The sequence below is a fragment of the Aeromonas mytilicola subsp. aquatica genome, from assembly GCF_044336385.1.
Lineage (GTDB): Bacteria > Pseudomonadota > Gammaproteobacteria > Enterobacterales > Aeromonadaceae > Aeromonas > Aeromonas rivipollensis.
On record NZ_CP172298.1, the window covers coordinates 933,360 to 950,732 of the forward strand.

Consider the following 17,373-nt stretch of genomic DNA (forward strand, 5'->3'; position numbering starts at 1 on the left):
TTGCCAGCTGTGATGAGTGCGATGGCAATAAAAAGGCGACCCTGGGGTCGCCTTTATCATGCTTGCCGGACGAGCCTGCTTAGAGCTGCTCGATACCTACGATGTGCCAGGGGGCATTGTCCTTGGCCAGGTTGCGCTCGAGGTGCCACACCTCCTTGATGTCCTCCTCGACCTGCTCCTGACGGTCCATGTAGCGACCGCTGAAGCGCACGCTGACCTGGGCCCAGTCGCTGCCGTAGTCGGCACGCACCAGCTGGGTGTCCACATACATCACTTCGGTATGCTGCTCGCCGGTCAGTTCGGCGCGCTCGGCCTGAAGGTGCTGGAACAGCTCCGGGCTCACGTACTCGCGTACCTTCTCCAGATCGTTCTTGTTCCAGGCCTCTTGCAGGGTGCGATAGTGATCGCGGGCGCCGGACAGGAAACCGTTCATGTCAAAGCCTGGCGGCAGGCGGAAGGGGACGTCGCTGTCGGCAAAGCCGGTCGCCTGCGGGGCGCCGTTGCTCTGCTCGAACTGCTGCGGTGCCGACGGTGGCTGATAGCCCGCATAGGCCGCCTGTGGTGGGGTCGCAGCCGCCTTGTTCTTGCGCAGGGCGCGGATCAGGAACACGGCACCGAGCGCCAGCAGGGCGATCAGCAGGAAGTCCATGCCCTGCAGGCCTTCGAAGGCGCCGCTGCCCAGCAGGTAGGCGAACAGGCCACCGGCCAGCAGGCCGCCCAGCAGGCCACCCATCATGCCGCTCTTCTTGGGCGCCGCAGCCAGGGTAGGGTTCTTGCCATTCACGGGAGCTGCAGTCGGAGCCGGTTGGGCCGGTGCCGTCTTGTAGCTCTTGCCAAAGGATTTGCCGCCACCAAATTTCTTGGCCTCGGCTATGGGTGCCCCAAGGCCAATGGCCAGGATCACGGCAAACAGGGTCAGCATCTTTTTCATTTTGACTCTTTCACTCTCATGTAGGTGGGGGCATGCTCTGCTTGTGCAAGCTCAGCGAGGCGCATGGCAGGCTGCCGGTCCCTTTTTGTGTTGCAGCTTGCGGGTATGATTAACATGTCTGGCATGAATTATTCATGAACAGATTGCCCCTCCCGGGGGCGCCAAGGAGGATGCCCATGAGAAACAGACGACCGAGTCGTTCGGTGCGCAGACTGCGCAACAAGCTCAAATCCAAGGCGAAGGATCAGACTCTGGTCTGGCCCTTCCTCGTGCTGTGAGGGGCAAGGAGGTCCCCAGGACCCGATGAGCCGGCCACCCGGAAGCAGGCAGGCCAACGGATGAGGTGAATAGCGCGCATTAGCGCTCGCGATGGCGGGGTTTCTTTTGTAAAATTCCCGTCCCCTTCCCGCTGCGGTTTTTATGTGTATGGCAGAGCAAGTGACGGCGAAAAAAGACGCCAAGACACAACAGCTGAAAGTTCCCCCCCACTCTTTTGAGGCCGAGCAGTCCGTACTGGGCGGCCTGATGCTGGATAACGAGGCCTGGGATCGGGTGGCCGAGCGGGTAATCGACAAGGATTTCTACAGCCGTCCCCACCGCCTGATCTTCCAGGCCATGACCCGCCTCTCCAACGCGGGCAACCCCATCGATCTCATCACCTTGCAGGAGGAGCTGGAACGCTCCGAGCAGTTGGAAGAGTCCGGTGGCTTCGCCTATCTGGTGGAGATCGCCAAGAACACCCCGAGCGCCGCCAACATCAATGCCTACGCCGAGATAGTGCGTGAGCGGGCCGTGGTTCGGGAGATGATCTCGGTCGCCAACGAGATAGTCGAAGCGGGTTACGAGCCCCAGGGCCGTACCTCAGGCGATCTGCTGGATCTTGCCGAGAGCAAGGTGTTCCAGATTGCCGAGCAGCGCTCCAGCGCCAACGAGGGCCCGCAGCCCCTGAAGCTCATTCTGGAGCAGACGGTCGACAAGATTGAGGAGCTGTTCAAGACCCCTCACAACGGGGTGACCGGGGTTTCCAGCGGTTACGGCGATCTCGACAAGATGACCGCCGGTCTGCAGCGTTCGGATCTGATTATCGTGGCGGCCCGTCCCTCCATGGGCAAGACCACCTTCGCCATGAACCTGTGCGAGCACGCAGCCCTCACCGCCGACAAGCCGGTGCTCATCTTCTCTCTGGAGATGCCCTCCGAGCAGATCATCATGCGTATGCTCGCCTCGGTGGGGCGCATCGACCAGACCAAGGTGCGGACCGGCCAGCTCGACGACGAAGATTGGGCGCGCCTCTCCTCCACCATGGGGCTGCTGCTCGAGAAGGGCAAGATGTACATAGATGACGCCTCCGGCCTGACCCCGACCGACGTGCGCTCCCGTGCCCGGCGCATCGCCCGCGAACACGGCGGCCTCTCCATGATCATGATCGACTACCTGCAGCTGATGCGGGTGCCGGCGCTGTCTGACAACAGAACTCTGGAAATCGGTGAAATCTCCCGCTCCCTCAAGGCCCTGGCGAAAGAGCTGCAATGCCCTGTGGTGGCGCTCTCCCAGCTGAACCGAAGCCTGGAGCAGCGGGCCGACAAGCGGCCGGTCAACTCGGACCTTCGTGAATCAGGCTCCATCGAGCAGGACGCGGATTTGATCATGTTCATCTACCGCGACGAGGTGTATCACGACGACAGTCCCGACAAGGGGATTGCCGAGATCATCATCGGCAAGCAGCGTAACGGCCCCATAGGCCGGGTGCGCCTCACCTTCCAGGGCCAGTTCTCCCGGTTCGACAACTATGCCGGTCCGGCGTTTGATGATGACTACTAAGCCGGGGTCGAGATCGCCCCGGATACCAGACACAGTTTTCCCGGTTCGACAATTCTGCCGGTCCGGCCTTAGACGATGACTATTAAGGGATGACACCACTCGGTGCCTGGCGCAGGTGCGCCATCATGCCCTCGTAAGGGAAAACAGATGAAAGCGGCTATTGCCCAAATCGATACCTCGGCCCTGCGCCACAACCTCGCCGTGGTCAAGCGCCACGCTCCTTCCTGCAAGATCATCGCCGTGGTCAAGGCCAACGCCTATGGCCATGGCCTGCTGCCGGTGGCCCGCACCCTGGTGGATGCGGACGCCTATGCGGTGGCCCGCATCGAGGAGGCGCTGATGCTGCGCTCTTGCGCCGTGGTCAAACCCATAGTGCTGCTGGAAGGCTTCTTCTCGAGCGCAGACTTGCCCGTGCTTGCGGCCAACAACCTGCAGACCGCGGTACACACCTGGGAGCAGCTCGAGGCGCTGGAGCAGGCCGAGCTGCCGGCCCCCGTGGTGGCCTGGCTCAAGCTCGACACCGGCATGCACCGGCTCGGGGTGCGGGCCGAGGAGATGCCCGCCTTTATCGAGCGGCTGGCCCGCTGCAAGAACGTGGTGCAGCCGTTCAACATCATGACCCACTTCAGCCGCTCCGATGAGCTGGATCAGCCCACCACCCGTGAGCAGATCGATCTCTTCAGCCGCCTGACCGCGCCGCTCAAGGGTGAGCGCGCCATGGCGAACTCGGCGGGCATCCTGGCCTGGCCGGACTCCCATTGCGACTGGGTGCGCCCCGGCGTCATCCTCTACGGCGTCTCCCCCTTCCCGAACACTGTGGCGGCGGATTATGACCTCAAGCCGGTGATGACCCTCAAGACCCAGCTCATCGCGGTGCGGGATCACAAGGCTGGCGAGCCTGTGGGCTATGGCGCCAACTGGGTGTCGACCCGTGACACCCGGCTCGGCGTCATCGCCATCGGTTACGGCGATGGCTATCCCCGCATGGCGCCCAACGGCACCTCTGTGCTGGTCAATGGCCGCATAGTGCCCCTGGTGGGCCGCGTCTCCATGGACATGACCACAGTGGATCTCGGCCCAGGCGCCACCGACAAGGCTGGCGACGAGGCCGTGCTCTGGGGCGAAGGTTTGCCAGTGGAGCGGGTCGCCGACGAGATTGGCACCATTCCCTATGAGCTGATCACCAAGCTCACTTCTCGGGTATTTATGGAGTACGTTTAACCCCCCTCATCCCCAACCCTTCTCCCGCGAGGGGAGAAGGGAGTGACGACCACAGTTTTCTCTCTGCTGGGAGAGGGATTAATCAATGAAAAGGCCGCTCGCGTGATATCGCGAGCGGCCTTTTTGATCGGCGAAGGATCATAAAAAGCCCCGCGTCTGCGGGGCCTGGGTCTCTTTCACTATGTGGCGCTTAGCCTATGGTCATCAGGCTGGCGTTGCCACCGGCGGCGGCGGTGTTGACCGAAAGGGCGTGCTCGATCAGCAGGCGCTCCAGGGGGATGTCGGTCTCGCCACGGTGCAGGCCGTGCACGCCGACGATGGCGCCAGCACGGGCGGCGGCAAGCTTGGCCACTTCCCGCAGCTGATCCGAGTCGCCGTGGTGCAGCAGGGCATCGAAGCCAACCTCGCTGTTGGCCCAGTCTGCCACCAGCTGGATACGCCCTTGTACCTCGCTGGGCAGGCTGGCCAGCAGGGTGCGGTTCTGGGCATTGTCCTGCCACAGCACTTGCGTCCCGACCGCCAGACAGGCTGCCAGCTGGGCCAGCAGATCTGTTTTGGCTTCTTGATCGTCGGCGGCCAGACAGAGCACCCGCTCCCGGGGTAGCAGGCTGTAGCTGTTGCGCTCGCCGGTGGGGCCGACCAGCAGTTGGGTCAGGCCGCTCAGCGCCAGCTCGCCGTAGCGATCGCACAGGGCCACCAGTGCCGGGGCCTGCTTGGCTGCCCAGCCACGCAATGCCTGCAGTGCCGGTTTGGCGGCCTCGGCTTGCGGGGTTGCCCCCTGCTCCTGGCGAAGCTGGCTGGTCACCGCCTCCTGAGGGCGCGCCCCAAGCAGACGGTACATGTAGAGCGGGCCGCCCGCCTTGGGACCTGTGCCGGAGAGCCCTTCGCCGCCGAACGGCTGCACCCCGACCACGGCGCCCACTATGTTGCGGTTGACGTAGAGGTTGCCGACTTTGGCGGTGTTGACCACCTGGGCTATGGTCTCGTCGATGCGGGTATGGACCCCCAGGGTCAGGCCGTAGCCGCTGTCATTGATCTGCGCGAGCAGCTCGCCGAGCTTGGCGCGGGGGTAGCGCACCAGGTGCAGCACCGGGCCGAACACCTCTGGGCCCAGCTCATCCAGGCTGTCGAGTTCGATCAGGGTCGGCAGCACGAAGGTGCCGCGGTTGCAGGCGCCCTCTTGGGTGCGGGCAATCTGGTGCACCCGGCGACCCTTGTCCCCCATGGCCTTGATGTGGCGCTCTATGTTGGCCTTGGCCTCGGCGTCGATGACAGGGCCTATGTCGGTGGAGAGGTGCTCGGGGCTGCCGACCTTGTACTCGGCCATGGCGCCCTTGAGCATGCGGATCACCCGCTCGGCCACATCGTCCTGCACGCACAGCACCCGCAGGGCGGAGCAGCGCTGGCCGGCGCTGTCGAATGCCGAGGAGATGACGTCCATCACCACCTGTTCGGTCAGGGCGGAGGAGTCGACGATCATGGCGTTCTGGCCGCCGGTCTCGGCGATGAGCGGTATGGTGCGGCCCTGGGCGTCGAGGCGACCGGCCAGGTTGCGGGAGATGATGCCCGCCACTTCGGTGGAGCCGGTGAACATGACGCCACGGACCCGCTCGTCCGCTATAAGGGCTGCGCCCACGGTTTCACCGCGGCCAGGCAGCAGTTGCACCGCACCGGCGGGGACGCCGGCCTCACGCAGGATGCGCACCGCCTGGGCGGCGATGAGGGGGGTCTGCTCCGCCGGTTTCGCCAGCACAGTATTGCCGGCGGCGAGCGCCGCGCAGACCTGGCCGCTGAAGATGGCCAGCGGGAAGTTCCAGGGGCTGATGCAGACCACGGGGCCGAGCGGTCTGTGGCTCTCGTTGGCGAAGTGGTTGCGCGCCTGGGCGGCGTAGTAGCGCAGGAAGTCCACCGCCTCGCGCACCTCGGCGATGGCGTTGGCGAAGGTCTTGCCGGATTCGCGCACCAGCAGGCCCATCAGGGGTTGCAGCTCGGATTCCATCAAATCGGCGGCGCGCTCCAGTACGGCGGCCCGTTCGGCCGGCGGAGTCGATTGCCAGATCTGGCCGCTGGAGAGAGCGCAGGCGAGGGCCTTGTCCACCAGCTCTACCGTGGCTTCGCTCACCTGACCGACGACGTCGCGGTGATCAGCCGGGTTGACGACGTGCTGGAACTGGGTCGGTGTCTCGGTGTCGCAGCCCGGCTGTTCATTACCCAACATGGGCACGGCCTGATAGACGGTGTTGGTGCTGGCGAGCAGGGCGGCGGACAGCGACCCGAGTCTGTGCTCGTTCGCGAGATCCAGACCGGCGGAGTTCGGGCGGGCTTCACCGTACAGCTCACGGGGCAGGGGAATGCGCGGGTGGGGCAGACCCAGGCTGCCTTCACGGGCCGCCATCTGCTCGATCTGCTGTACCGGATCCTGCACCAGATCCTGCAGGGAGATGCTGTTGTCCGCGATGCGGTTAACGAAGGAGGTGTTGGCCCCGTTCTCCAGCAGGCGGCGCACCAGGTAGGCGAGCAGGGTCTCGTGGCTGCCGACCGGCGCATAGATGCGGCAGGGGCGACCCAGCTTGCCATCGGCGACCTTGCCGACCACCTGTTCGTAGAGCGGCTCACCCATGCCGTGCAGGCACTGGAACTCGTACTGGCCCGGGTAGTAGTTCTGCCCCGCCAGCTGGTAGATGGCCGACAGGGAGTGGGCGTTGTGGGTGGCGAACTGGGGATAGATGGACTCGGGCACCGCCAGCAGCTTGCGGGCGCAGGCGAGATAGGAGACATCGGTGTAGGGTTTGCGGGTATAGACGGGGTAACCCTCCAGGCCATCCTGCTGGGCGCGCTTGATCTCGCTGTCCCAGTAGGCGCCCTTCACCAGCCGGATCATCAGGCGGTGACGGCTGCGCTTGGCGAGATCGATCACATAGTCGATCACATAGGGGCAGCGCTTCTGATAGGCCTGGATGACGAAGCCGATGCCGTTCCAGTCCGCAAGGGACGGGTCGAAGCAGAGCTTCTCCAGCAGGTCAAGGGAGATCTCCAGTCGATCGGCCTCCTCGGCGTCTATGTTGATGCCGATGTCGTACTGCCTGGCGAGCTGGGTCAGGCCCAGCAGGGTGGGGTAGAGCTCTTCCATGACGCGATCGTACTGGGCGCGGCTGTAGCGCGGGTGCAGGGCGGAGAGCTTGATGGAGATGCCCGGGCCCTCATAGATGCCGCGGCCGTGGGAGGCCTTGCCGATGGCGTGGATGGCCTGCTCGTAGGAGGCGAGATAGCGCTTGGCATCCTCCTCGGTCAGGGCCGCTTCCCCCAGCATGTCGTAGGAGTAGCGGAAGCCCCGGTTTTCCATGTTGCCCGCGTTCGCCAGCGCCTCGGCTATGGTCTCGCCGGTGACGAACTGCTCCCCCATCAGGCGCATCGCCATGTCCACACCCTTGCGGATCAGCGGCTCGCCGCCCTTGCCGATCAGCCCCTTGAGGGAGCTGTTGAGGCCAGCCTCGTTGTGGGTGGCCACCAGCTTGCCGGTGATGAGCAGGCCCCAGGAGGCGGCGTTGACGAACAGGGAGGCACTCTGGCCCAGATGCTGGCTCCAGTTGCCACCGCTTATCTTGTCGCGGATCAGGGCATCGCGGGTCGCCTTGTCGGGGATGCGCAGCAGCGCCTCCGCCAGACACATCAGGGCTACCCCTTCCTGGGAGGAGAGGGAGAACTCCTGCAGCAGACCCTGCACCAGGCCCTGACGGCCGCTGGCGCTCTTCTGGTTGCGCAGCTTCTCGGCGATGCCGAGGGCCAGCTTCTGGGTGGCCTCGGCCTTCTCCTTGGGCAGGCGTGCCTGCTCCAGCAGCATGGGCACGGCCTCGGTCTCGGGGCGGCGATAGGCGGAGGTGATGGCGGCACGCAGCACGGACTGCGGCAAGATGCTCTCGGCAAACTCGAGGAAGACCTGGATCCCCTGCTCGGTGAGGGTCTCGATGGCCTCTTCCCCGGCGGCAGCGGCCAGACCGGACTGCTCGGGCGGGGTCAGGCCGCGCTCCAGCTGCTCCAGATAAGTGAAGATCGCCTGCTTGATCAGCCAGTGGGGGGTGCGATCCAGGGTCTGGGCGGCCTGCTTGAGACGGTCGCGGGTCGCTTCATCGAGTTTAACGCCGAGGGTGGTAGTGGCCATGGGACTTCCTGTGTCTAGAAGGTAACAATATTACCGGACGGTTAAATTTTGCCGAGAATGGCGCAACCAGGTGCAACCTTCAAGCAAGAAATTTTAATGTCCTGGCTACATTGTTGAATTTTCCTATGGCAAATGACTCGGTGGATTGAGCCTATGAATAGGACTCGATACAGGTTTTCACCGAAATATTAATGGGTTGTATACATGTTTTCGGGATGGGTAACGAGGTGCAACCCTCGGTGGGGTCGGGTTGCTCTTTTTTCATGAAATATCAGCCAGGTACTCATGGGGAAACGAGGGAAACCACCAATCAGGACTCACTGGTGTAGTGAACGACCTGGGTGGCGTTGGCTCTTCTATGCTGATAGCTGGCCTCGAAATCCGCTATCAATGACCAAGGAGCTCATCATGGCGCGTGTCAGTACCTATCTCAATTTTGCCCGGGAGACGGAGGCGGCCTTCCTCTTCTACCGCGAGGTGTTCGGCGGCGAGTTCAACGGCCCCCTCCACAGATTCAAGGAGTCCCCCGGCTGCCCGGGTCAGCCGCCCCTGTCACAGGAAGATGGCGATCTGGTGATGCATGTGGAGCTGTCCATCCTCGGCGGCCATGTGCTGATGGGCACGGACGCCCCCGCCAGCATGGGATTCACTCTGGTGCAGGGCAACAACAGCTACCTCAACCTGGAGCCGGACAGCCGGGCCGAGACCGACCGTCTGTTTGCGGCCCTGGGGGAGGGCGGCCAGGTGGAGATGGCGCTGCAGGAGATGTTCTGGGGTGACTATTTCGGTTCTCTGGTGGACAAGTTCGGCACCCGCTGGATGTTCAACTGCCAGAGCAAAAGCTGAGACGGCTTTGCTAATGAAAAGGGCGCCTTGGCGCCCTTTCTGTTTTTAACCGCCTCCATTTACCTGGTCCCACCATCTGGGCAGGCACCGGCATCTGACTCCCGGGGGCTGAGATGGCCTATGGCTGCCGTCCTACCATGTCGGCGGGCACCACCCAGGCATCGAACTGCTGGGCCGTGAGGTGGCCGGAGGCGATGGCCGCCTCCCGCAGCGTCAGCCCCTGGTGGTGGGCTAGTTTGGCGATCTCGGCGGCCTTGTCATAGCCGATGTGGGGGTTGAGCGCCGTCACCAGCATCAGGGAGCGGGCCAGCAGCTCGTCGATGCGAGCCCGGTTCGCAGCTATGCCGAGGGCGCAGTGATCGTGGAAGCTCTGCATGCCGTCCGCCAAGAGCCGCACGCTCTGCAGGAAGTTGTAGGCGATCATGGGCCTGAACACGTTCAGCTCGAAGTTGCCGCTGGCGCCGCCGATGTTGATGGCCACGTCGTTGCCCATCACCTGGGCACAGAGCATGGTGAGCGCCTCGCTCTGGGTCGGGTTGACCTTGCCCGGCATGATGGATGAGCCGGGTTCGTTCTCCGGAATGTTGAGCTCCCCGAGCCCGCTGCGGGGGCCGCTCGCCAGCCAGCGCACGTCGTTGGCGATCTTCATGAGAGAAGCCGCGAGCGTCTTGAGGGCGCCATGGGCATGAACCTGAGCATCGCTTGCCGCCAGGGCCTCGAACTTGTTGGGGGCGCTCACCAGGGGCAGGCCTGTCTGCTCGGCCAGGGTTTTGGCCACCGCCTCGGCAAAGCCGGGCGGGCAGTTGAGACCGGTGCCGACCGCGGTACCGCCGAGGGCCAGCTCACACAGATGGGGCAGGGTGGCACTCAGGTGGCGCTCCCCCTGAGCGAGCTGGGCGACCCAGCCGGAGATCTCCTGACCCAGGGTGAGGGGGGTGGCGTCCTGCAGGTGGGTGCGGCCAATCTTGATGATGTCCTCGAAGGCGGCAGCCTTGCTGGCCAGGGTCTGTTTGAGGGTGATGAGAGCCGGCAGCAGCTGGCCGGTGATGGCGGTGACGGCCGCCAGGTTCATGGCGCTCGGGAAGACATCGTTGCTGGACTGGCTCTTGTTCACCTCGTCGTTGGGGTGCACCAGCCGCGCCTCTCCCCGTGCGCCGCCGAGCAGCTCGCTGGCCCGGTTCGCCAGCACCTCGTTGAGGTTCATGTTGGTCTGGGTGCCTGAGCCGGTCTGCCACACCATCAGGGGAAACTCGGCGTCGTGCAGGCCGCACAGCACCTCGTCGGCGGCGGCCATGATGGCCTGGGCCTTGCGGGCGGGCAGCAGCCCCAGGGCGTGGTTCACCCTGGCGCAGGCGGACTTGATACGGGCGAGGGCATGGATGATCTCCATGGGCTGGCGCTCCCCCGAGATGTTGAAGTGGTGCAGGGAGCGCTGGGTCTGGGCGCCCCACAGTCTGTCCGCCGGGACGGCTATCTCCCCCAGACTGTCCCGCTCCATCCTGATATCCATGATGTTTCTCCTGCCGTTGAGGTGGTGGTCCCCAGCATGAACCCAAACGGCGGCCGGGGCCAGTTTGCATATGTCGGCTCATGGCTTATAATAAGCAAAGCTTACTATATAGGTTGCATGCTATGAACAAACAACCCGACTCCCTCGGATTCCTGATCGGCGACGTACAGCGTCTGATGCGCCGTCAGTTCCAGCAGCAGCTGGAAGGCAGCTGTCTGACCCTGGCCCAGGCCCGCGCCTTGGTGCACATAGCGCGCCGCGAGGGGATCCGTCAGGTGGAGCTGGCCGACGGTCTGGATATCCAGCCCATCACCCTGGCCCGCCAGCTGGATCAGCTGGCCGAGAACGGTCTGGTGGAGCGGCGCAGCGATCCCGGCGACCGCCGGGCCTATCAGCTCTACCTGACCGAGGCCGCAACCCCCTATCTGGCGATGATCAAGCAGGCGTCCGATCTGGTGCACCAGCGCGCCATCGGCGAGCTGGGGGAGGAGGCGACGGATGCGCTCTGTCACTCCCTCAAGATACTGCGCGCCAACCTCTCTCATCCCTGATTTCTCACTTTGACGCAACACACAGCGGAGCGATTTTATGACCACTGACTCACCCTCCTCCCCCCGTCCCAAGATGAACCGGCGCCGTACCCGCCTGCTGCTGCTGGTGGTGGTACCGGCACTGGTCCTGGTCGGGGCGGGCGCCATTTACCTCCACGGCGGACGCTATGTGGAGACCGACAATGCCTATGTGAAGGCGGACAAGGTGCCCATCAGTACCGAGGTGCTGGGCCGGGTGGCCAAGGTATTCGTCGCCGAGAACCAGCAGGTCAAGGCCGGTCAGCCACTGTTCGAGCTGGACCCCGAGTCCTTCCGGGTCGCCGTGACCAAGGCCGAGGCCGAACTCGCCAAGGTGCGCACCGATCTGGTGGCGCTGCAGACCAGCTATCGCGGTCAGCAGGCGGAGATAGACGTGGCCCGCACGCGCCATGCCTATGCCCTGAAGGAGGAGCGTCGCCAGGCGGATCTGGTGGCCAAGCACTTCACCTCCACTGCCAACTACGATGACGCCCGCCAGCTCACCATACAGACAGCCCAGCAGCAGGTGGCGCTGGAGGAGGGGCTCAAGAAGATAGAAGCCTCCCTGAACGGTGACGTGAACCTGCCGGTGGAGCAGCAGCCCGCCTATCAGGAAGCCGCCGCCGGTCTGGCCAAGGCCAAGCTGGATCTGGCCCGCACCACCATCTATGCCCCCGCCAACGGCATCGCCAGCCAGTTGCCCAAGCCCGGCCAGTACAGCCTGGTGGGCATGACAGCCATGATGCTGGTGGAGACCGACAGCCCCTGGGTGGAGGCGAACTTCACCGAGACAGAGCTGACCCATGTGCAGCCGGGCCAGCAGGTCGACATCAGCGTGGACACCTACCCGGACGCCCGCTGGCACGGTGTGGTGGAGAGCCTGAGCCCGGCCACCGGCTCCGAGTTCTCGGTGATCCCGGCCCAGAACGCCACCGGCAACTGGGTCAAGATAGCCCAGCGCGTCGCGGTGCGGATCAAGCTGGAGGACGGGGCGGATCTGCCCACCCTGCGCGCCGGCCTGAGCGCCACCGCCGAAATCGATACCGGCCACCAGCGCACCCTGCCCGGCTTGTCAGGTCGAGGTTGATATGACGACAACAGATACGGAGGGCACAGACCAGGTCTCCCGCCGCACCTTCATCACACTGTCGGTGATGCTGGCCACCATAATGCAGGCGCTGGACACCACCATAGCCAACGTGGCCCTGCCCCATATGCAGGGGGCCATGGGGGCGACCCAGGATCAGATCTCCTGGGTGCTCACCTCCTACATAGTGGCGGCCGCCATCTTCATGCCACTGACCGGCTTTATCTCGGCAAGAATTGGTCGGAAAAGACTGTTTATGTGGTCGGTGGCGGGCTTTACCGTCGCCTCCATGCTGTGCGGCGCGGCCCAGAGCCTGGATCAGATAGTGCTGTTCCGGCTGCTGCAGGGGATCTTCGGCGCCAGCCTGGTGCCCCTCTCCCAGGCGGTGCTGCTCGATACCTATCCTCCCGAGAAGCACGGCTCCGCCATGGCGATGTGGGGCATAGGTGTCATGGTGGGCCCCATCCTCGGGCCGTCGCTGGGGGGCTGGCTCACCGAGTACTACAACTGGCGCTGGGTGTTCTACATCAATCTGCCGTTCGGCCTGCTGGCCTGGTTCGGGCTCGCCGCCTTCATCGAAGAGACCAGACTCGATGCCAGCCGCCGCTTCGATCTGCTGGGCTTTGCCCTGCTGAGCCTGGGGATAGGGGCGCTGCAGATGGCGCTGGACAGGGGGGAATCCCAGAACTGGTTCGCCAGCCGGGAGATAGTGATCGAGACCGTCATGATGGTGATGGCCTTCTATCTCTTCGTGGTGCACATCTTCACCCATCCCCATCCCTACATAGAGCCGGCCCTGTTCAAGGATCGCAACTTCAGCGTCGGTCTGGTGTTCATCTTCATCGTCGGCATCATCTTGCTGGCGACCATGACGCTCTTGCCCCCCTTCATGCAGGGACTGATGGGCTACCCGGTGATCGACGTCGGCTATCTGCTGGCACCGCGCGGGGTCGGCACCATGTTCGCTATGATGCTGGTGGGCAGGCTGTCGGGCCGGGTGGACGTGCGGATCCTGATCCTGCTGGGGTTGCTGCTTACCAGCTTCTCCATGTGGGAGATGACGCTGTTCAACACCGACATCAGCAGTTGGGACATAGTGCGCACCGGCATAGTCCAGGGGTTGGGGCTCGGCTTCATCTTCGTGCCGCTCTCCACCATCACCTTCGCGACCCTGGCGCCGCGCTATCGCAACGAGGGGACGGCGCTGTTCAGCCTGGTGCGCAACATCGGCAGCAGCATCGGCATCTCTGTGGTCATCACCTACCTGGCCCAGCGCACCCAGATGAACCACGAGGTGTTCGCCTCCTACATCACTCCCTTCAATGCCGGTCTGCAGCAGGGGATGGGGACGGCGGCGCTGGTCACCCCCAAGGGGCTCGCCATGCTCAACGGCGAGGTGACTCGCCAGGCCAGCCTGCTCGCCTATCTGCAGGACTTCCGCCTGATGATGTGGGTCAGCCTGTGCGCCATTCCGCTGGTGTTGTTGCTAAAGGCCCCCAAGCGTGGCGGCGGCAAGGAGGCGCTGGCGATCCTGGAGTGAGGGCCCTTGCGGGATCTCACCCCGGTGCGAGCGGGCAAACGAAAGAGGGATGGCCTTGGCCATCCCTCTTTTCATTGCAGCGCCCCAGACTCAGATCTTGGGGATGAAGGGGGTGAGGGCGGCCAGGGGAGCGGCGTCCTCATACTCCTGGGTCGTCTCGCCGTGCTTGAAGATCTTGAAGCCTTCGCCGCGCACGCTCCAGTACTCGACTGTCTCGCCGTTGCTCTCGCCGCTGATCTGCAACAGGCTGGCTTCGCGCAGGGCCACCACGGATTCGCTCGGGTTGATGGCGCAGAACTCGGCGAGCCGCTCGTCCCGGGTCTCCCCCATGTGGCCGCTGATGCTGGCGTCCAGATAGTGGGGATTGATCTGCAGCGGGAACAGGCCCAGCGCCGGCAGCACGGCGGCACTGCACACCGGCATGTCGTTGGTGGTGCGGATGCTCGGGGTCGCCACGTTGCAACCTGCGCTCCAGCCCACATAGGGCACGCCCCGTTCGCGCACGGCCCGCTGTATGGGCACCACCAGACCGTATTCGTGCAACAGCTGGTTCAGGCGCCAGGTGTTGCCGCCGCTGATAAAGATGGCGTCTGCCTGGTTGATGGCCGCCACGGGATCGTCGAACTGGTGGATGCTGATGGTCTCCACCCCCAGGCTCTCGGTGAGATCCTGGGCGCGGGCATCCCAGTCGCTGCGGATCACCGCATAGGGAATGAGCAGGATGCGTTTGACCTGTTTGCGGGCGAGCAGGGTTTGCACCCGGTCGCGGGCCCAGCCGAGCAGGCCCGGGTGTTCGGTGGTTTTGCCATTGCTGAGCAGAAGCAGTTCCATGATGTCTCCTCGAAATAATGCGCAGGACCTAGGTCGGCCCTGATAAAGGGAAGGGGCTACTCTACCCCCAAGGCGGCGCCAAGTGTGTGATCTCGCCACCTTTTATGTCCCGGGGTTGGGGTTTGCCCATGGCGTGAGCGATTCAGGGCCGCCCATTGACCGCCGCATAGCGCAGCATCAGCTCGGCCAGGGAGCTCACTTCGAGCCGCCTCATCAGGCTGGCGCGGCACACCTCGACGGTGCGCACCGAGATGCAGAGATCCTGCGCTATCTGCTGGTTCTTGTGGCCTTGGGCGATGAGCTGCAACAGCTGGTGTTCGCGGGGGGTGAGCCGCTCGAAGGCGTGTCTATGGGCTAAACGGGTGGCCGCACTCTGCGTCGCCTGCTCGCCCCGCGCTATGGCGGCGAGCAGGGGCGCCAGCTGCACCGGCTTTTGCAAGAAATCCACCGCCCCCTGCTTGAGGGACTCCACCGCCAGGGGCACCTCCCCGTGGCCGGTGAGAAACAGTATGGCGATGGGGCTCTGGGCCGCCTTCAGCCGCTGCTGCACCTCGGGGCCCGACAGCCCCGGCATGCGGCAATCCAGGATGAGACAGGCGGGCAGGCGCAGATCGACCTCTTCCAGGAAGCGCTCGCCGTCGGCAAAGCAGCGCAGCTGGCGCTCGTCGCAGCTCTCCAGCATGAAGCGCAGGGAGTCGAGCACGGCCTGATCGTCATCGACCAGGTAGAGGGGAGGGCGGTCAACGGGTTGCATATCAGCTCCTTGGATTGGGATGGGAAGCGGCCTCAAGCGGCTGCTGAGGGGCGGGCAGGGTCACCCGGGCCAGGCAGCCATGGGGGCTCAGGTTGCTCAAGGTGAGCTGACCGCGATGACACTCGACCACGTCCCGGCAGATGGCGAGCCCCAGCCCCATGCCGTCGTCCTTGTCGCTGTGAAACGCCTGTTGCAGCCAGGCCTGTGGCATCCTCAGGCCGGGGCCGTTGTCGCGGATCTCCAGGATCAAGAGCGCCGCCTCGAAGCAGACAAGCAGCTCGACCCGGCCCGGCTCAGCCCTTTGCGCCGCTGGGCCGTCCGTTCGGGCCGCGCTCTCGGCGCCATTCTTGATGAGGTTCATCAGCAACTGCTCTACCCCTATGCCATCCAGGGGAAGCAGGCGCGGCTGCCCCTGCCAGCGCAGGGTGAAGGTGACGCCGAGGGGGACCAGCATCTGACCGAGCAAGGGCTGCAGGCCCTCCACCAGGGCGACCAGGTCCGTGGGCTCGGCTTGGCGCGGGCGCTTTTGCAGCCGGGATCTCAGCCGGTTGACTGTCTGGGTGATGCGCTGGACCTGCAGGCCAATCTGCTCCAGGGCCTGGCGCAGGGGCTCCTGTGATGCGGTCGTGGCCGGATCCTGCCCCTGCCTCGCGAGGCGCAGCAGGGCACCCTGGCTGTAGTTGGCGATGGCGGTGAGGGGCTGGTTGATCTCGTGGGCCATGTTGGCGCCGAGTTCGCCGAGCTCGGCGAGGCGTCTGGCCTGCTCGAGCTGGCGCCCCTTCTCCTCGAGTTGCTGGCGGGTGGCGAGCAGTCGGCGCTGGCTGCGGTTGAACAGGTATTGCAGCAGCAGGTGGTGGCCGCCGAGCAACAGCACCAGCGCCAGGGCGCCCCAGCCCCACTGCTGATGCTGGCGCAGCCAGTGCCAGGCCGATTGCCACCAGGGGCCCTGCAGGGGGTGGCGATCCAGCGCCTTGAGCAGGCGGTCGATGCCAAGCTGGCTGGTGGGCACTGTCCAGCCCGCCGAATCGGCGGCCATGGCCGCCTCGCTGTCTGCTGGCAGGTCGAACAGGGCTCGCGTCACCGCCAGGGCAAGCGCAGGGGAGGCCTGCTCCGTCTGGGCGAAGGCCCAGTTCGGGTAGAGCCGGGTCGAGCTCTGGCAGCCAAAGCCCGCCGGCGCCTGGTTGTCCAGCACCCGAAAATCCGAGTCGGCGACCTTGCCCTCCCGCACCATGCGCTCCAGCTGGCAGACCGGCACTATGGCGGCGGCCACCTGGTCCGCCGCCAGCTGCTCGATGAGCCGATCTAGGGGAAAGCCGGTGAAGCGCACGGCGGAGAAGAAGCGCTCCAGCCTGATCCCCTGCTCGTCTGCCTCGAAGCGGTAGGCGAGGTAGCCACCAAAGGCGTTTTCCGACACGGCGGCAACCGGCCGCCCCTCGAGATCCTGCCAGTGCCGGTAGGGGGCATGGGCGCGCACCACCAGGGCTGCGCCTATGGCGAGGTTGTCACCCCCCGCAGGGCTCTTGAGGGTGGCGAGCCAGGCCAGCGGATACTGGCGCGCCAGACTCACCGACTGGCCCGGGTTGGTGATGACAAAGTCGAGCCTGCTTTGCGCGACGGCCTCGGCCAGGGCATCGAGCTCCAGGGGCACCAGCGCGAAGCGCCGCTCTGGCACGCGCTTATTCAGCCAGCCCATCAGCGGCTGCCACTGGGCCTGCGCAAGCGCCGGGCCACGGGTCGCCAGCACCCCTATTCGGACCGGTTCGGCCAAGGCCTGCTCCGGCTCGGTCGGTGGGGGCACAGGCCCGGCCAGGGCAGGGGCGACCCAGATCCAGAGCAACAGGGCCAGCAGGGGCTGGCGGGCGGGTGATGAGGGGACGTGACGGAACAGGGCGCTCTCCTTGGGCGGCTGATGGGGATGGGGAAGCCAGTCTATCACCGGGGCGGTGCGCTGGGCCGCCCAGGCGCCATGATGGGGTGGCGAATGGGGCTTTGGTCACAGTTTGGCGGTTATGGGGCCGGTTTTATTGCGCTGGATCAACCCGGCTCCCGGTATGTGGAAAACCACAATAGAGGCGACTTGCTGCGTTGCGGACAATCAGCCCAA

Annotated in this window: 12 protein-coding genes; 6 read left to right on the top strand and 6 right to left on the bottom strand. The window is 64.8% G+C overall.

Going from position 1 to position 17,373, the window contains the following annotated elements:
* Positions 1-79 precede the first annotated feature (79 nt).
* The gene (locus ACFWHB_RS04565; RefSeq protein ID WP_106885968.1) at positions 80-931 is read right to left on the bottom strand and encodes a Tim44 domain-containing protein; all 852 of its coding nucleotides are present in this window, start codon (positions 929-931) and stop codon (positions 80-82) included.
* Positions 932-1,357: 426 nt separating this feature from the next.
* Between ACFWHB_RS04565 and dnaB the strand changes: the two genes are divergently transcribed.
* Positions 1,358-2,752: a replicative DNA helicase gene (dnaB, locus tag ACFWHB_RS04570; protein ID WP_005330482.1), complete on the top strand. Its 1,395-nt coding sequence runs from the start codon at positions 1,358-1,360 to the stop codon at positions 2,750-2,752.
* Positions 2,753-2,899: 147 nt separating this feature from the next.
* Entirely contained in the window at positions 2,900-3,973 is a 1,074-nt protein-coding gene (gene alr, locus ACFWHB_RS04575; protein WP_395949544.1) for an alanine racemase, read from the top strand.
* Positions 3,974-4,163: 190 nt separating this feature from the next.
* On the opposite strand, the gene putA is transcribed toward alr, so the two are convergent.
* On the bottom strand, positions 4,164-8,132 hold the full coding sequence (putA, locus tag ACFWHB_RS04580; protein ID WP_395949545.1) for a trifunctional transcriptional regulator/proline dehydrogenase/L-glutamate gamma-semialdehyde dehydrogenase: 3,969 nt from the start codon (positions 8,130-8,132) through the stop codon (positions 4,164-4,166).
* Between the two features lie 408 nt (positions 8,133-8,540).
* Between putA and ACFWHB_RS04585 the strand changes: the two genes are divergently transcribed.
* The gene (locus ACFWHB_RS04585) at positions 8,541-8,978 is read left to right on the top strand and encodes a VOC family protein (protein ID WP_395949546.1); all 438 of its coding nucleotides are present in this window, start codon (positions 8,541-8,543) and stop codon (positions 8,976-8,978) included.
* 118 nt (positions 8,979-9,096) lie between these two features.
* Here the strand turns inward: ACFWHB_RS04585 and fumC are convergent, their stop codons facing one another.
* Positions 9,097-10,488, bottom strand: a complete 1,392-nt coding sequence (fumC, locus tag ACFWHB_RS04590) for a class II fumarate hydratase (RefSeq protein ID WP_395949547.1) — start codon at positions 10,486-10,488, stop codon at positions 9,097-9,099.
* Between the two features lie 122 nt (positions 10,489-10,610).
* Between fumC and ACFWHB_RS04595 the strand changes: the two genes are divergently transcribed.
* From ACFWHB_RS04595 to ACFWHB_RS04605, 3 genes are read left to right on the top strand one after another with little or no spacing between them, the layout of a single operon-like run.
* Positions 10,611-11,039, top strand: coding sequence for a MarR family winged helix-turn-helix transcriptional regulator (locus ACFWHB_RS04595; protein WP_106885974.1), 429 nt, complete (start codon positions 10,611-10,613; stop codon positions 11,037-11,039).
* Positions 11,040-11,076: 37 nt separating this feature from the next.
* Positions 11,077-12,144 (top strand): HlyD family secretion protein, encoded by a 1,068-nt coding sequence (locus tag ACFWHB_RS04600; RefSeq protein WP_163156221.1) that lies wholly within the window; start codon positions 11,077-11,079, stop codon positions 12,142-12,144.
* Position 12,145: 1 nt separating this feature from the next.
* Positions 12,146-13,684 (top strand): DHA2 family efflux MFS transporter permease subunit, encoded by a 1,539-nt coding sequence (locus tag ACFWHB_RS04605; protein WP_303807484.1) that lies wholly within the window; start codon positions 12,146-12,148, stop codon positions 13,682-13,684.
* Between the two features lie 90 nt (positions 13,685-13,774).
* On the opposite strand, the gene pepE is transcribed toward ACFWHB_RS04605, so the two are convergent.
* The 3 genes from pepE to ACFWHB_RS04620 form a co-directional block, all read right to left on the bottom strand.
* Complete coding sequence (pepE, locus tag ACFWHB_RS04610; protein ID WP_234677634.1) at positions 13,775-14,515, bottom strand: dipeptidase PepE; 741 nt, start codon at positions 14,513-14,515, stop codon at positions 13,775-13,777.
* 142 nt (positions 14,516-14,657) lie between these two features.
* Positions 14,658-15,269, bottom strand: a complete 612-nt coding sequence (locus ACFWHB_RS04615; protein ID WP_395949548.1) for a response regulator transcription factor — start codon at positions 15,267-15,269, stop codon at positions 14,658-14,660.
* A 1-nt stretch (position 15,270) separates the two neighbouring features.
* Positions 15,271-17,106, bottom strand: coding sequence for a sensor histidine kinase (locus ACFWHB_RS04620; RefSeq protein WP_395950171.1), 1,836 nt, complete (start codon positions 17,104-17,106; stop codon positions 15,271-15,273).
* Positions 17,107-17,373: the final 267 nt, after the last annotated feature.

What these genes read in the sequence shown, in the direction of transcription:
- ACFWHB_RS04565 (WP_106885968.1), bottom strand. Translation starts at nt 931, where the DNA reads ATGAAAAAGATGCTGACCCTGTTTGCCGTGATCCTGGCCATTGGCCTT.
- dnaB (WP_005330482.1), top strand. Translation starts at nt 1,358, where the DNA reads ATGGCAGAGCAAGTGACGGCGAAAAAAGACGCCAAGACACAACAGCTG.
- alr (WP_395949544.1), top strand. Translation starts at nt 2,900, where the DNA reads ATGAAAGCGGCTATTGCCCAAATCGATACCTCGGCCCTGCGCCACAAC.
- putA (WP_395949545.1), bottom strand. Translation starts at nt 8,132, where the DNA reads ATGGCCACTACCACCCTCGGCGTTAAACTCGATGAAGCGACCCGCGAC.
- ACFWHB_RS04585 (WP_395949546.1), top strand. Translation starts at nt 8,541, where the DNA reads ATGGCGCGTGTCAGTACCTATCTCAATTTTGCCCGGGAGACGGAGGCG.
- fumC (WP_395949547.1), bottom strand. Translation starts at nt 10,488, where the DNA reads ATGGATATCAGGATGGAGCGGGACAGTCTGGGGGAGATAGCCGTCCCG.
- ACFWHB_RS04595 (WP_106885974.1), top strand. Translation starts at nt 10,611, where the DNA reads ATGAACAAACAACCCGACTCCCTCGGATTCCTGATCGGCGACGTACAG.
- ACFWHB_RS04600 (WP_163156221.1), top strand. Translation starts at nt 11,077, where the DNA reads ATGACCACTGACTCACCCTCCTCCCCCCGTCCCAAGATGAACCGGCGC.
- ACFWHB_RS04605 (WP_303807484.1), top strand. Translation starts at nt 12,146, where the DNA reads ATGACGACAACAGATACGGAGGGCACAGACCAGGTCTCCCGCCGCACC.
- pepE (WP_234677634.1), bottom strand. Translation starts at nt 14,515, where the DNA reads ATGGAACTGCTTCTGCTCAGCAATGGCAAAACCACCGAACACCCGGGC.
- ACFWHB_RS04615 (WP_395949548.1), bottom strand. Translation starts at nt 15,269, where the DNA reads ATGCAACCCGTTGACCGCCCTCCCCTCTACCTGGTCGATGACGATCAG.